Below are 12,825 nucleotides of genomic sequence, written 5' to 3'. Positions count from 1 at the left end.
CGCTCAGTTCACGGAGACCGACACGCCCTCCGCGTCCTCGACCTTGGCGCCTTTCAGCTCGGTGTCGGGGCCCACGCCCTCCAGGACCTCGAGGTTGATGCCGTCGCTGAGGCCGGTGCGGATGTAGGTCTTCTTCCATTCCTCTCCGCTCCTGACCTGCACGAAGGCGCTGTCGCCCTTGTCGTTGAACTCCACGATGCTCTCCGGCACGGTGTACACGCTGTCCCGCTGCTCGAGAACGATGTCGGCGTTCGCGCTGTACCCGCTGCGCAGGGTCTGCCCGTCCTTGAGCTTCACGGCCGCGCGGATCTCGAACTGGATGGCACCGTTCTCCTCCACGCCCTTGGGGGCGATGTACTCCAGGTCGGCGTCCCACCGGGCGTTCTCGATGGCGCCCACGGTGAGCACCACGGGCATGCCCAACTTCACTTTGCCCACTTCGCTCTCGTCCACCTTGCCCTGGAAGATCAGGTCGCCCATGTCGGCGATGGCGGCGATGGTGGTGCCCTCGTTGAAGTTGTTGCGCTCGATCACGCTGTTGCCCTCCTTCACGGGCACGTCGAGCACCATGCCGTCGATGGTGCTGCGCACGATGGTGTTGCCGGCGCTGCTGCGGCTGATGCCGTCGCGCACCACCTGCAGCGCTTCCTTCGCCGCGGCCACCTCCTGGTCGGCGTTCTTCAGGGCGACGTCGAAGCTCTGCATCTCGGCCGCGCTGATCACGCCCTTGTCGGCGAGGGGTTTGTTGCGGTCGTAGTTGAGGCGGGCGTTCTGCTGGGCGATCTCGGCGTTGCGCACGCGGTTCTCGGCGTTGCTCAGGCTCAGCATGTCGGGGACGATCTTGATCTTGGCCAGCGGCTGGTCGCGCTTCACCTCATCCCCGGCCTCCACGTAGAGCTCCGCGATGATGCCGCTCACCACGGGCTTGATCAGGATCTCCTTGCGCGGCACGATCTTGCCGTTGGCCACGGTCTTCTTCACCACGTTGTTGCGCGTGAGCTTCTCCACCTTGAACTCGTCCGGGCGGCTGGCGCTTTTCTGATAAAGGAAGTAGAGCGTCCAGACGAAGAGGACGGCCAGTCCGATGAAGAGGAGGTACTTGAGGATCGTTCTCATGGTCGGTGATCGGTCGGGGCGAGGGTGTTCGTGCGCTTACTCGGCTCTCAATGCGTCCACCGCCTTGATGGCCAGGGCGCGGCGGGCGGGCAGAAGACCGGCGAGCAGGCCACTGGCGATGAGCACGGCGAAGGCGACAAGGGCGACGAAGAGATCGACGCCCGGGTTCTTGAAGAAGTCGGCATCACCGGCCACCGTACGGATGGCCTCCAGCACGCCCACCCCGGCGAGCAGGCCGAAGTAGCCGGCGATGAAGGTGAGGGTGAGGGCCTCCTGCACGATCTGCCCCGTGATGTTGCGCGGTGTGGCCCCGAGGCTGCGGCGGATGCCGATCTCCTTGGTGCGCTCCTGGATGCTCACCAGCATGATGTTGCCGATGCCGATGGCCCCCGCCAGCAGCGTGCAGATGCCCACGAACCAGCTGAGCCCGCCGATGCCGATGAAGAGGCCGTTCATCTTGCCATAGAACTCCTGCATGTTCCAGCTGCCGAAGGCGCTCTCATCCGTGGGGTCCACGCGGTGCTTGCGCGCCATCAGCTGCCGCACCTGTTTCTCCACCTCGCCCACGTCCACCCCGGGCTCGGCCACGAGCGTGAACCAGTGCACCTGGTTGAGGGCGTTGAAGGCCTTCTGGAAGGTGGTGAAGGGCACGTAGATCTTGGCGTCGGGGTTGTCGCCCATCTCCGCGCTGCTCTTCTTTTTGCTCACGCCCACCACCTGGAAGTACACGCCGTTGATCTTGATGTGCTTGCCGATGGGGTCCTCGGGCTTGAAGAGCTGGTCCACCACGTCCTGACCGATCACCGCCACCTTTCGCTCCTCGCCCAGGTCGGCATGGTTGAGGAAGCGGCCCTGCGGCAGGCGGATGGCCTCCACCTGGATCACCTCGGGCTCGCTGCCGTACACGCTGAAGGCGCCCACCTTGCCGCCGTAGCTCACGTTGTTGCCGCTGCGCCAGCCGCCCAGCTGCAGCTGGGGCGAGCATACCGCGATGCCCGGCACGTTGTTGCGGATGATGCTGATGTCCTCGTTGTCGAAGGTGAACGAACGGCCCTTCTGGAAGCCGGCGTACGGCTTGGTCGTGGGCATGGTCCACAGGAAGGCGCTGTTGGTGGCGAAGCCCTCGAAGCCGCCGAGCACGGCGTTCTTCAGGCCGTTGCCCATGCCCAGCATCACCACGAGCATGAAGATGCCCCAGCCCACACCGAACATGGTGAGGAAGCTGCGGAGCTTGTTCCTGCTCAGCGTGTTCCAGATCTCGCCCCAGCGGTCGTTGTCGAACATGGCTTATTCGTCTCGCAGGGCTTCGATGGGACGGATGGCCGCGGCCCGGCGGGCGGGGATGAAACCCGCCAGGGCACCGGCGATGATCAGCGCGATGAGGGCGGTGACCGCCACGTCGATGCGGATGGTGGGATCGCGGAAGAACTCGCTGCCCGGCACCACGCTGGCGATGCCCTCCATGAGGAAGATGCCGAGCACCAGGCCCAGCCAGCCCGCCATGCCGGTGATGAAGACGGACTCCAGCAGCACCTGGCCCACCACATTGGCCGGCGTGGCGCCCAGGGCCTTGCGGATGCCGATCTCGCGCGTGCGCTCCTTCACCACGATGAGCATGATGTTGCTGACCCCCACGATGCCCGCGATGAGCGAGCCGATGCCCACGAACCACAGGAAGGCGGTGATGCCGTTGAAGATGGAGCTCATCGTGCCCACGTTCTCCACGTTGTTGTTCACCCACAGGGCCCGTTCATCCGTGGGGTCGAAGTCGTGCCGGCGCGCCAGGGTGTGGATCGCCCGCTGCTCCGCGCGCTTCGCCCCCGTGATGCTGGCGTCCGCGAAGCTGAAGGTGATGTCGTCCACGATGCCCTTGGCGTTGAACACCTTCTGCGCCGCGCTCAGCGGGATGTAGACCGGACTGCGCTGTCCCCGCTCCGGGCCGCCGGTCTCGTAGGCGTACAGCCCCACCACCTCGAAGGGGATGCCGTTCACGTTCACCCATTTGTGCAGCGGGTCCTCCTTCTTGAACAGCTCGGTGCGGCAGTCCTCCGCGATCACGATCACCTTCCGGTCCTGCACCTCGTCCACCTCGTTGATGAAGCGCCCGGCGATGATCCGCTGGTGCTGAAGATGCTGATGGGCGGGCTGGATGCCGCGTATGCTGTAGCTGCCCGAGTTCATGCCGTACTGCAGCTTGCTCTGCCCGCGCCACACGCTGTACTGCCCGCTGATGTGCTGGATGCCCGGGATCGCGTTCCGCAGGGCCTCGATATCGGTGTCCTCCAGCTCGATGGTCCTGTTCGGCGGCAGGCCTTTCCACGGCTTGCTGGTCTCGTTGCCCCAGATGCGGATGCTGTTGGTGGCCGTGTTGCGGAAGTTGTAGCTGAAGCCGTTGCGCAATCCGGCACCGGCACCCAGCAGGATGATCAGCATGAAGATCCCCCAGAACACCGCGAAACCCGTGAGCACCGCGCGGAGCTTGTTCTTGCCGATGCTGTCCAGCACCTCGGCCCACTTCTCCCTATCGAACATCGCCGGCGGGTTTGCGTGCGGCGATCACACCGTCCATGCTGGTGCTCAGGCTGCGGGGGTCCAGGTGGGCGTTCTCGATGAGCCCGTCGCGGAGGTAGATCACACGCTGGGTGGCCGCGGCCACGTCCCGCTCGTGCGTCACGATCACCACCGTCTTGCCCAGGTCGCGGTTCACCTCGGTGAGCAGGGCCATCACCTCCTCGCTGGTCCTGCTGTCCAGCGCACCCGTGGGCTCGTCGGCCAGGATGATCTTGGGGTCGCTGATCAACGCCCGGGCGATGGCCACCCGCTGCTTCTGTCCGCCGCTCAGTTCATTGGGCATGTGGTGCGCCCATTCGCGCAGGCCCACGCGCCCCAGCATCTCCAGGGCCAGCTCGTTGCGCCGGCGGCGCGGCACACCCTGGTAATACAGGGGCAGCGCCACGTTCTCCATGGCGTTCTTGAAGGTGATCAGGTTGAAGCTCTGGAAGACGAAGCCGATGTACTTGCTGCGCAGGATGGCGTTCTCCGTCTCGCTCTGGCCCTTGATCAACAGGCCGTCCAGGAGGTACTCGCCGTGGTCGTAATTGTCCAGGATGCCGATGATGTTCAGCATGGTGCTCTTGCCGGAGCCGGAGCTGCCCATGATGCTCACCAGTTCGCCGCTGCGGATCTCCAGGTCGATGCCCTTCAACACCTGCAGGATGTTGGCCCCGGTGCGGTACGCCTTGCGGATGTCCTTCAGGACGATCATGCCCCGAAAGTACCGGAACGGCCACCGGCACCGGGGGCACCTACACGAGCGGCACGGGCGGGGAGGAGCGGTTGGCTTCCCGCCTTTGGCACACCGGTTGCCATCCGCCCGCACCGGCCTATTTTCGCCGGGCACGAACCCATCCCGCCATGATCCGCACCTCCCTCGCCGCCGCCGCCTCGATGGCCGCCCTCTCCCTCCTCGCCCAGAAGGCCGATCCGAAGCACACGAACTTCTACCGCATCCCCGAGCCCATCGAGAACGAGGCGATCCGCATCGAGTTCAAGGACCCCGTGGCCCAGCTCGCCGTGTGCAAGGTGCGGGTGGAGTTCACCAACAAGACCTCGGACATCCTGATGATCAAGGCGTCCGAGATCGTGTTCACCGTGGGCGGTGCCACCTACACGCCCAAGGACCGCGACTTCGTGATCCGGCCCAACGACCACATCAATCGCACCCTGGAGGTCACCGGCGGCAACATGCACCACGACGCCTTCAGCGTGAAGTTCGGCGGTGCCAGCCGCGTGTCGCGCTCCGAGGGCAAGGTCAGCGTGCCCGACTTCGACATCCCGCCCAGCAAGAACGCCTTCACGGTGGGCAACTTCGAGGTGAACTTGGTGAACCTGGACAAGGAGACCGCCAAGACCGCCGCCAAGTTCAAGGTGGTGTACCGCGGCGACAAGGTCGCCCTGGTGGATCCCAGCCGTACGGCGCTCCGCATCGAGTCGGGACAGGAGTTCGCCAACGCCAGCAGCAAGAGCAAGGAGGTGATCCTGCAGAAGGGCGAGGACGATGCCTTCACCGTGTGGGGCGAGATCCCGGGCAAGATCGTGGACATGCAGTTCGCCAACATGAAGCTGGTGTGGAACGATGCCTTCCGCGAGGTGACGCCCAAGCCGCTCACCATCGGTACCGTGGACTTCACCATCGACCCGGGGCTTACCGAGGGGAAGAACCGCTAGCGGGACTCTGCCGGAGCATGCATGGGCCGATGCCGCTTCGGCCCGGGTGCACCGGTCCAGGACGGCCGACCAGGCCCGGTCCGGCCGCCGTCACCATCCCGATGGTCCGGGCGGACGGCTGCCCTTGAGGAGATCGGCGAACCGATCAAGGGACCAGCGCGAATCCGATGTGGACGCCGAAGAACCCGCCCACGGAGAGCGTGTAGGTTCCGGGCGCCATGGACGCCGGATCCACGGTGAGCGCTGCCGTGCTCGGATAGCCGCCTACGCCCAGCGTGCCGCTCGCCGGACTTGGCCCCTGCAGGCTCCAGTTCACATCGGATCGGAGATGGCGGCCGCGCACCTCGAAGTTGAGCACCTGGGCGCCGCTGCTCATGTCCGAGATATCGAAGGTGTACCCACCGCCCAAAAGGATGATCTCGTACAGGTCCATCCGCGGTGTGGGTGCGAAGGTGAACGTCAGTGTATCCGTGCGGCCATCCGCATTGGTGGCGGTAAGCAAGGCCGGGGTCACCACGGATTCATCGTTGCCCGAGGCCAGGCTGAGCGGCACCCTGAACCGCAAGTTGCACCAGAAGGAGGAGTCGACGCCGACCGGCGTGGTGATGGGCTGGCCGTTGATCGATACGGTCATGCCCGAGGTCGTGAACCCGGATCCGTTGAAGCGCAACGAATCTCCTGCACGCGCCGGCTGTCCGTTCAAGGTCTCGTCCAGGTTGTCCGCGAAGAAGGTGACGTCCATGCGCTTCTTCCAGAAGAAGGGGTAGATCTCCGCCGTATCGGTGGCCGTAGCGATCAGGACCGTGGAATACCAGACCACCATGTCGTCCTCGGTGCCTGCGGGTGCCTGCACCACCAGCTCCGTTCCGGTATTGCCGATGATCTCCAAGGGCAGCCCATTGGAGGTGATCGTGATCGCGTTCGGTGCGGTGGGGAAGGGGCCGCCGACGAACGTGATGGCCTCATCCACGTAGGGCTTTTGCGGCGACCAGCTGCTGATGAGCCCGGCACCCGTGCCCGGGCCGCCAGTTCCGCCACCAGTGGAGCCGCCCGGTGAAGGGTCGTCCTTCTGGCAGGCGCTGATGAAGAGCATGATCGACAGGGCGGGAATGGAGCTGCGCATGGTCAGGGCAGTTGGTTTTTGATGAACCTGGCGGTGCGCACACCGTCCTTGGTGCGGACCTGCAGCAGGTAGGGCCCACTGTCCAGGTCATGGATGTCCAGGGAGCCGTCCGGGGAGATGGCCGTTCGCGCGAGCCGACCCTGGGTGTCGAAAAGCCGCAGCTCAGCAGGCCGATCGGACGGGTCCTTGGTGAAGGTGATGCGATCGGTGGCCGGGTTGGGATGCACGCGCAGCTCGTCGCGGTCCAGCTCCGGCACGCTCGTGAAGTCGCCCATGCGCCCGTTGCGGTCCAGACGCGCCGCATAGATGGCATCGTTGGCCCCGTTGAACCACACGGCCATCACCCCGCCGTCGCCGTCGCTCGTCATGCCGAAGTCGGTGCCGCCGTTGGGGCCGAGCGCCGGCGTGCAGAAGCGCGTGGTGTCGCTCCACAGGTTGGTGCCGCCGGCCGTTATCCGCCCCACCCGGAACCCGGCCGTTCCTCCCTGGAGGTTCGCCGAGGTGAAGAGGGCCACGATGTGGGTGCTGTCCTCCGCGGCGATCGCACGGGGGAAGCCGTTCAGGTTGCCGTCGCACTGCATGGCCAGCACGCCATCGGTGGCCAGCAACGGGGTGCCGGTGGCATCGAAGCGCTGCATGAACACCTGCCGGCCGGTGCCCGCCGAACTGCGGTTGTCCGCCCAGAACACCGTGGTCCCTGTGGCCGACTGCACCACAAAGGGGTTCTCCTGCACGTCGGCCTGCAGGCACACCGGGATCGACGCCGCGGTGTTGAAGAGCACGCCGGTGGTATCATAGATGCCCATGCGCAGGTCGGCCCCATATCCCCACACGGAGTTGACGCGCGCATTGGGGGCCACGGCTGTGCTCCATTCATAGCCCAATCCGGGGCTGTTGGCGCTGACCTCCAGCAGCGCGGGCCATAGCTCCACGCCCATGCTGTCCACGCGCATGGCGCGAAGCGGCGCTCCCGCTCCGTTCCCCCAGCGTTCCTCCAACAACAGCCCGCCGGCAAGGTCATGCCGCATGGTCCACGGCCCGGTCACAATGGAGTTGTTCAAGCTGGCCACCTCCACGCCCTGCTCCGGCATCACATTGGTGCCGTCGTTCAGGATCCGGGCGATATGCACATAATCCGCGGCGCCGATGGGGTTCGCCCCCCAGCCCACGAAGACGCCATTGAGCACAGGCACCACCCGCGGGTAGTAGTTGCCGCCGGAGGTGCCGCCGCCGGGCAAGGGGCCCGGATAGGCGAGCAGGGTGGGCTGGGACCAGGCCGGCACCGCCTCGCTGTCGTACGCCATGGCACGCACGGTGTCGGCACCACTGGTACCGGCCCCGCTGATGTAGGCCAGGAAGAGCTTGTTGTCGCTCATGCGGTTCACCCCGATCATGTTGATGCTGCGGCCGGTCACCTCCTGAATGAGGCGGCCTTCGGGCTCCCACAGCAGGTTGCCCTGCGCATCGAGCCGCTGTCCGAAGACGGCGTACCGGTCGTTGGCCAGCCGGTTGTCGCGCCAGAGCACGTACCAGCCGCCCACGCCGTCGGCCACCAACCGCAGGTCGGTCTGGTTGCTGGCATCATCGCAGACCACCAACGGGGCGTTGGGGTCCGTGGGCCATTGGGCGTGGAGACCGACGGCAAGGAGGGTGGCGAGGGAGATCGTGAAGAGGCGCATGGTTCGAGGTTCGTGCCCCGAACTAACGGCCGCCGGCATCCGCAGGAAAGCGCCTCCGAGGGAGCGGTCGTCGCCCTGAGCGAGCGGCTCAACCGGCCAGCGCCTTCATCACCTCCTCCTTCTTCCTGCGGCTGACCTCCACGCGCACATCGCTCCTCAAGACCACATGGCCGGCGTCCACATGATCGATCTGCGCCTTGTTGACCAACGCGCTTCGGTGCACGCGCAGGAACCCCAAGGGGGCCAGCATGTCCTCATAGTCCTTCAAGGTCCGCGCGCTCACATAGCGCCGTCCGTCCACGGTGTGCAGCTGGGTGTAATTGTCGTCCGCGGTGCAGTGGCTCAGCTCGGCGGGGGCCACGAAATAGGTGCGGTCGCCGGTGGTGAGCGTGAGCTTGAGGTGCTGTTCGTCGCGCTGACGGATGTTCTCCAGGAACTGCCGCTGCAGGGTGGCGCGGTCGCCATCCGGGTGTTTGCTCCGGTAGCGCCTCAGGGCCTCGGCGAGCTCATCGGGCTGCACGGGTTTCAGCAGGTAGTCCAGCGCGCTGAAGCGGATGGCCTGGATGGCGTAGCGCTGGAAACCGGTGCAGAAGATGACCTCGAAGGGCCAGCTGCCCAGTCGCTGGAGGAGGTCGAAGCCCGTTCCCCCGGGCATCTCCACGTCCAGGAAGAGCACGTCCGGCTTCCGATCGCTGATGCGCTCGGCGGCCTGTGCGATGTCCTGGGCTTCGCCGACCACTTGCACCTCGGGATGCGCCGTCAGCAATGAACGCAGATAGTCGCGATTGGCGACGTCATCGTCCACGATCAAGGCGCCGATCATCCCGCCGGTGTTGGTGCCCGCAAGATAGAAGGCCCCATGCACCCGGTATCTGCGCACCAGAGCCGCAGGTCGCGCTGAAGCACCATGGGCCGAAGGGGGCATGTCTCCCGGTTCCCGCAGCTGCGCTTGAGCCGGCGGGCGGGGCATAGGGGGCGGCTCAGGTCAGCCTTACCGTGACCCGGGTTCCGGAAGGACGGCCCTGCGCGTCGTGGAGGTCCTCGACGCGGATCGCCTCCTGGTCGCTCAACCTGCGCCCCAGCAGCTTCAAGCGTTCGTCGGTGAGCTGCATGCCCAGGGAGGCGTGGCCTTTGGAGCGTTTCCCAGTGACCGCGGCCAGGGCGCGGCCGATGCCGTTGTCCTGGATGGTGCACTCGACATCGTCGCCGACGGCCGCGAAACGCACCTCCACGCGCCTGTCCCCTTGCTTGTCGGCCAGTCCATGCCAGACCGCGTTCTCCACGAAGGGCTGCACGATCAACGCGGGGATCTCCACCTCCTCCTCCAGCAGGTCCGGTGAGGCTTCCACCGCGTAGGAGAGGTCGCCGAGCCGAACGGATTCGAGCTTGAGGTACTGGCGCAGGAAGTCCATCTCCTCCTGGACCGTCACGCGGTCGTTCACGCTGTGGTCCAGCACCATGCGCAGCAGCCGGGCGAAGCCCTGCAGGTAGGCGAGGGCCTCCACCTGTTGTCCGGCCTGGGTCATGCGGGCGGCACTGTTCAGGCCGTTGTAGATGAAGTGGGGGTTCATCTGGCTGCGCAACAGCTTCATCTCCAACAGGCCGTTGATCTCGCCGATCTCCCGGTTGCTGGCGGCCAGTTCGCGGTTCAGCTGTTCCAGCAGGACGGCATGGCGCCGTTTCTGGCTGTAGTTGCGGAAGAAGAGCAGGGCGGCGGTAAGGGCCAGCACGGCGATCAGTGCGATGCCGATGAGGCGCTGCTGGGTGCGGCGGATGCGCTCGGCCTGCTCGCTGTTCTGGGCGCGCAGCAGGGCGTTGTCCTTCTCCTTGCGTTCGCTGTCGAATGCCGTGCGCAGCCGGGCGAGCTCGCGCTGGGTGTCCGCCCCCTGCAGGCTGTCCTTCAGGGCCAGGTAGTGCTGCATGTGGGCGAGGACGGCCCCAGCATCCCCCTGCTCCCGCGCCAGTTCGGCCAGGCTCAAGGCGTAGTTCATGCGCAGTTCGGCATCACCCGTGCCTTGCGCGAGGGCCTCTCCCTCCAGCAGGGCCTCCTCCGCCTCGCGCACCTGCCCCATGCGCAGGTGCAGTGCACCCAAGCTGCGCAGCACGTAGGCCAGGTCCGTCGTGCTGTGCAACGTGTCGTAATGGGCTCGTGCGCGCTCGTAGGCTTCCAGTGCCGTGGCCGGGTCCCGCGGGGCCAGCAGGTCGCCGGTGTTCTCGGCCGCGATGCCCAGGCCCTGTTGGTCGCCGAGGGTGGCGTAGAGGGCGGCGGCCTCCTCCATCTGCTTCAAGGCCTGCAGGGTGTCGCCGCCCTCGCGGTGGGTGTTGCCGATGGCCACGGCGCAATGCGCCTGCTTGCTTGTGCGGCCGAGCGCCCGCTCCATGGCGGCCGAGCGTTCCAGGAAGTCGAGTGCCTGCGCGCGGTCGCCGGTCTTCCGGTAGGCGACACCGATGGAATAGAGCAGAATGGACGTGCTCGCGCTGTCGCGGGCCTGCTCGCTGTGCTTCAAGGCGTCGAGGAAGAGGTTCAGTGCGCCCACCTGATCCCCACGTTTCTCGGCCACCCAGCCCTTGTTGCTCAAGGTCACCGCGATGTGTTCGGGCCTGCCGGAGCGGCGGAATACGGCCAGCGCCCGGTCCAGGTGTGCGTCCGCACTGTCCAGGCGACCCTGTTCGGCCTCCAGCCAGCCGAGGTTGTTGTGCGCGTCGCCGATGGCGCGCTGGTTGCCGATCCGCGTGGCCAGCACCAGGGCCTGCTCGCCGCACAGGCGTGCACTGTCCGGGTCCGTCCGGATCAGGTTGAAGCAGAGGCGGGCCAGGGCATCGGCGCGGGCGGTGTCGTTGGGGGCGGCCTTCAGCTCGGCGTGAAGGCCATGCACCAGCGTGGGGTCCTGCGCGGACGCTCCCGGCATGACGCACAGGGCCGTCAGGAGGGGAAGAAGGGCGCGCATGGCCTGGAAAGCGAAAGAGCCATCCGAAGATGGCTCCTTGCTGCGGACCGGACGGGACTCGAACCCGCGACCTCCGCCGTGACAGGGCGGCATTCTAACCAGCTGAACTACCGGTCCGTTGGCTTCGCCTTGCGGTGAAGCGGGTGCAAATGTAGTTCCCCTCGCCGACTTTGCAAGCGATCGGCGGCCACATCAGTACAGCCGGGCCCGTTTGGTCAGGAACTCCAGCAGGACGGGGCCGAAGCCGGCGTTGATATCGGCCTCCACCAGGTCGATCCGGTACTGGCCGCATTTGAGCTTCAGCCGGTGCCAGCGCTCGGCCACGGCCTGGCGGTAGCCCTCGCGCACCTCCGCGGCATGCGCCTTCACCTGGGCCCCGGTCTCCACATCCACGAAGGTGTAGGGCCGGTCCTCCAGCGCCAGGTCGAGCTCGCGCTTGCGGTCCACCACATGGAACACGATGATGTCGTGCTTGTTGAACCGCAGGTGCTGCAGGGCATCGAAGACCTCCTCCTCCCGTCCGGCGTCGTCCAGCATATCGCTCAGCACCACCACCAGGCTGCGGCGATGGGCGCGCCGGGCGATGTCGTGCAGCGCCTCCACGAGGCCGGTGCGGTGGCCGCGGGCCGGTGCATCGGTGGTCAGGAGCCGCTCCAGGTGCTGGGTCAGGTGGCGCAGGTGAACGGCGTTGCTCCGGGCCTCCTCGGTGAGGGCGACCGCCTCGCGGAACACCGTGAGACCCACGGCATCGCGCTGTTTCCGCAGCAGTTGGATGAACGCAGCGGCCGCATGCACTGCGAACTCCACCTTGTTGAACGCGCCGGCTTCGCCTCGGGCGGGGAAGTACATCGATGAGGAGGCGTCCAGCACCAGGTGGCACCGCAGGTTGGTCTCCTCCTCATACCGCTTCACGAAGAGCTTGTCGGTGCGGGCATACAGCTTCCAGTCCAGGTGCCGCGTGCTCTCCCCGCTGTTGTAGGCGCGATGTTCGGCGAACTCCACACTGAACCCGTGAAAGGGGCTCTTGTGCAGGCCGGCCAGGAAGCCCTCCACCACCTGCCGCGCCTTGAACTCAAGGGCGCTCAGGGCCTGGATGTGCTGTTGTTCGATGGGCATTGGGCGGTGTAAAGATCGGGCTGGAACCGTGAGGGTGGTGGTCCTGGTGTGAAAGGGGAAAGCCCGGGACGGTCCCGGGCTTTCGGTCGCTTTGGATGGGAGGGCTCTTCGCAACCCTCACCCGGCCTGCTTCTTTGCCGCCGGTCAGGCCAGCTGGCCCTCGAGCTTCTGCGCCAACTGGGGCTTGGGCACCGCGCCCACGCTGCGGTCCACCACCTGTCCGTTCTTGAAGAACAGGATCGTGGGGATGCTGCGGATGCCGTACTTCATGCTGATGCCGGGGTTGTGGTCCACGTTGAGCTTGCCCACCACGGCCTTGCCGTCGTACTCCTTGCCCAGCTCCTCCACCACGGGGCCCACCATGCGGCAGGGGCCGCACCATTCGGCCCAGAAGTCCACCATCACAGGCTTGTCGCTCTTCAGGACGAGTTCCTCAAAGTTGTTGTCGGTCAGTTCAAGTGCCATGGTCGTTCGCTGTGGACGCCGGGCGTCCGGGTTTGGTTGCTATGAGTTCTTCGCGCGGCCGCAAGGTGGGGAAGTTCTGGTCCAGGTCCCCTTCGTTCGGAAGCCTGCCGTCCACCAACGGTCGTGCAAAGGTAACCCCCCTCAGCATTTT

General features: G+C 66.1%; 11 protein-coding genes and 1 tRNA gene. 1 reads left to right on the top strand and 11 read right to left on the bottom strand.

Annotation, left to right across the window (positions count from 1 at the left end; all coding sequences use genetic code 11):
- Positions 1-3 precede the first annotated feature (3 nt).
- From IPM49_05235 to IPM49_05220, 4 genes are read right to left on the bottom strand one after another with little or no spacing between them, the layout of a single operon-like run.
- Positions 4-1,116, bottom strand: a complete 1,113-nt coding sequence (locus IPM49_05235; GenBank protein ID MBK9273930.1) for an efflux RND transporter periplasmic adaptor subunit — start codon at positions 1,114-1,116, stop codon at positions 4-6.
- A gap of 36 nt (positions 1,117-1,152) precedes the next feature.
- Positions 1,153-2,400: an ABC transporter permease gene (locus tag IPM49_05230; GenBank protein MBK9273929.1), complete on the bottom strand. Its 1,248-nt coding sequence runs from the start codon at positions 2,398-2,400 to the stop codon at positions 1,153-1,155.
- Between the two features lie 3 nt (positions 2,401-2,403).
- Positions 2,404-3,648, bottom strand: coding sequence for an ABC transporter permease (locus tag IPM49_05225; protein MBK9273928.1), 1,245 nt, complete (start codon positions 3,646-3,648; stop codon positions 2,404-2,406).
- Entirely contained in the window at positions 3,638-4,381 is a 744-nt protein-coding gene (locus tag IPM49_05220) for an ABC transporter ATP-binding protein (protein ID MBK9273927.1), read from the bottom strand. Before IPM49_05220 ends, IPM49_05225 begins: the two co-directional genes overlap by 11 nt.
- 149 nt (positions 4,382-4,530) lie before the next feature.
- Here IPM49_05220 and IPM49_05215 point away from each other — a divergent pair, with 149 nt between their 5' ends.
- The gene (locus IPM49_05215; GenBank protein ID MBK9273926.1) at positions 4,531-5,343 is read left to right on the top strand and encodes a hypothetical protein; all 813 of its coding nucleotides are present in this window, start codon (positions 4,531-4,533) and stop codon (positions 5,341-5,343) included.
- A gap of 145 nt (positions 5,344-5,488) precedes the next feature.
- Here the strand turns inward: IPM49_05215 and IPM49_05210 are convergent, their stop codons facing one another.
- The 7 genes from IPM49_05210 to trxA form a co-directional block, all read right to left on the bottom strand.
- Positions 5,489-6,466 (bottom strand): hypothetical protein, encoded by a 978-nt coding sequence (locus IPM49_05210; protein MBK9273925.1) that lies wholly within the window; start codon positions 6,464-6,466, stop codon positions 5,489-5,491.
- A 2-nt stretch (positions 6,467-6,468) separates the two neighbouring features.
- The gene (locus tag IPM49_05205; GenBank protein MBK9273924.1) at positions 6,469-8,145 is read right to left on the bottom strand and encodes a T9SS type A sorting domain-containing protein; all 1,677 of its coding nucleotides are present in this window, start codon (positions 8,143-8,145) and stop codon (positions 6,469-6,471) included.
- A gap of 88 nt (positions 8,146-8,233) precedes the next feature.
- Positions 8,234-9,025 carry a response regulator transcription factor gene (locus tag IPM49_05200; GenBank protein ID MBK9273923.1) on the bottom strand — a complete coding sequence of 264 codons (792 nt, stop codon included), beginning with the start codon at positions 9,023-9,025 and terminating at the stop codon, positions 8,234-8,236.
- Positions 9,026-9,125: 100 nt separating this feature from the next.
- A complete protein-coding gene (locus IPM49_05195; protein ID MBK9273922.1) occupies positions 9,126-11,093 on the bottom strand; it encodes a tetratricopeptide repeat protein in 1,968 nt (655 codons plus the stop codon).
- A 43-nt stretch (positions 11,094-11,136) separates the two neighbouring features.
- Positions 11,137-11,210 (bottom strand) — tRNA-Asp (locus tag IPM49_05190).
- A 75-nt stretch (positions 11,211-11,285) separates the two neighbouring features.
- On the bottom strand, positions 11,286-12,209 hold the full coding sequence (locus tag IPM49_05185) for a DUF58 domain-containing protein (GenBank protein ID MBK9273921.1): 924 nt from the start codon (positions 12,207-12,209) through the stop codon (positions 11,286-11,288).
- Between the two features lie 144 nt (positions 12,210-12,353).
- Positions 12,354-12,674 carry a thioredoxin gene (trxA, locus tag IPM49_05180; GenBank protein MBK9273920.1) on the bottom strand — a complete coding sequence of 107 codons (321 nt, stop codon included), beginning with the start codon at positions 12,672-12,674 and terminating at the stop codon, positions 12,354-12,356.
- Positions 12,675-12,825: the final 151 nt, after the last annotated feature.

It is taken from the genome of Flavobacteriales bacterium (assembly GCA_016715895.1).
Classification (GTDB): Bacteria; Bacteroidota; Bacteroidia; order Flavobacteriales_F; family PHOS-HE28; genus PHOS-HE28.
Note: the sequence above shows the minus strand (reverse complement) of the source record. Positions and strands in the feature narration are given on the sequence as shown.